Origin of the sequence: Streptomyces sp. NPDC006739, assembly GCF_042869815.1 — a bacterium.
In the GTDB taxonomy this organism is placed as follows: Bacteria; Actinomycetota; Actinomycetes; order Streptomycetales; family Streptomycetaceae; genus Streptomyces.
The window spans coordinates 1-1,232 of record NZ_JBIAGM010000098.1; the positions used below are offsets into that span (position 1 = coordinate 1).

1 protein-coding gene is annotated in these 1,232 nt (G+C 64.9%); it reads left to right on the forward strand.

Features of this window, described 5'->3' with window-relative positions:
• The first annotated feature begins 87 nt into the window (after positions 1–87).
• Complete coding sequence (locus ACFYMM_RS44425; RefSeq protein ID WP_388398583.1) at positions 88–1,221, forward strand: IS630 family transposase; 1,134 nt, start codon at positions 88–90, stop codon at positions 1,219–1,221.
• The last annotated feature ends 11 nt before the right edge of the window (positions 1,222–1,232 follow it).

Sequence of the window (1,232 nt, forward strand, 5' to 3'; positions counted from 1 at the left end):
CTAGTGCCGTATCAGGCAACGTTCGCCCTGTCATGAGACTTCGCACGGTTGCTACGCCGGGTGGTACGGGACAGCCACAATGATCACGTGGCTGAGCGTGTGCAGGTGCGAGAGATTGACGACGATGAAGGCAGGCGGCTGCTGCGGATCGTCCGCCGGGGCACTGGTTCGGTGGTGACCTGGCGGCGGGCCCAGATGGTCCTGTTATCCGCACAGGGCATGCCCGTGGCAAAGATCGCCGAGGTGACATTCACCAGCCCGGACCGGGTCCGGGACGTGCTCCACAACTTCAACACCGACGGCTTCGACTCGCTCTACCCGAAGTACAAGGGCGGCCGGCCGAAAGCCTTCAGCCTCCCCGAACGCCGGGAAATCAAGAAGATCGCCAAGTCCAAGCCGTCCGAACACGGCCTGCCGTTCTCGACCTGGAGCCTGGCCAAGCTGGCCGACTTCCTGGTCGCCGAGGGGGTGGTCGACGACATCAGCCACGAGGGCCTGCGCAGCCTGCTCCGCGAGGAGGGCGTCTCGTTTCAACGCGTGAAGACCTGGAAGACCTCGCGCGACCCGGACTACGCGGCGAAGAAAGCCCGGGTCGAACACCTCTACGCGATCGCCGACGGCGAGGTCATAGCCGAGGAAGGCGAGCCCGAAGTCATCTTCTGCATGGACGAGTTCGGGCCGCTCAACCTCCAGCCCCACCCCGGCCGGCAATGGGCCGAACGTGGCGGCCGGCACAAAGATCCCGACCGCGGTCCTCGACCGCGCCGGCGGGCGACCTACACCCGGCCGCACGGGGTCCGGCACCTTTTCGCCGCTTACGACCTCACCAAGGACCAGCTCTACGGACACGTGAAGAAGACCAAGAACAGGTCGAAGTTCCTGGAGTTCTGCCGCTACCTGCGCTCACTGCACCCGGTCGAGAAGCGCATCGCGATTGTCTGTGACAACTACTCCCCGCACCTGACCACGAAGCGGTGCCAGCGGGTCGCGACGTGGGCAGTGGCCAACAACGTGGAGATCGCCTACACCCCGACCAACAGCTCCTGGCTCAACCGGATCGAGGCCCAGTTCACCGCCCTGCGCTACTTCGCACTCGACGGCACCGACCACACCAGCCACAAGGAACAGGGCAGCATGATCCGCCGCTACATCATCTGGCGGAACAAGCATGCCGCCGACGAACGCCTCCGTGAGGTCGTGAACAGGGCGAACGTTGCCTGATGCGGCACTAG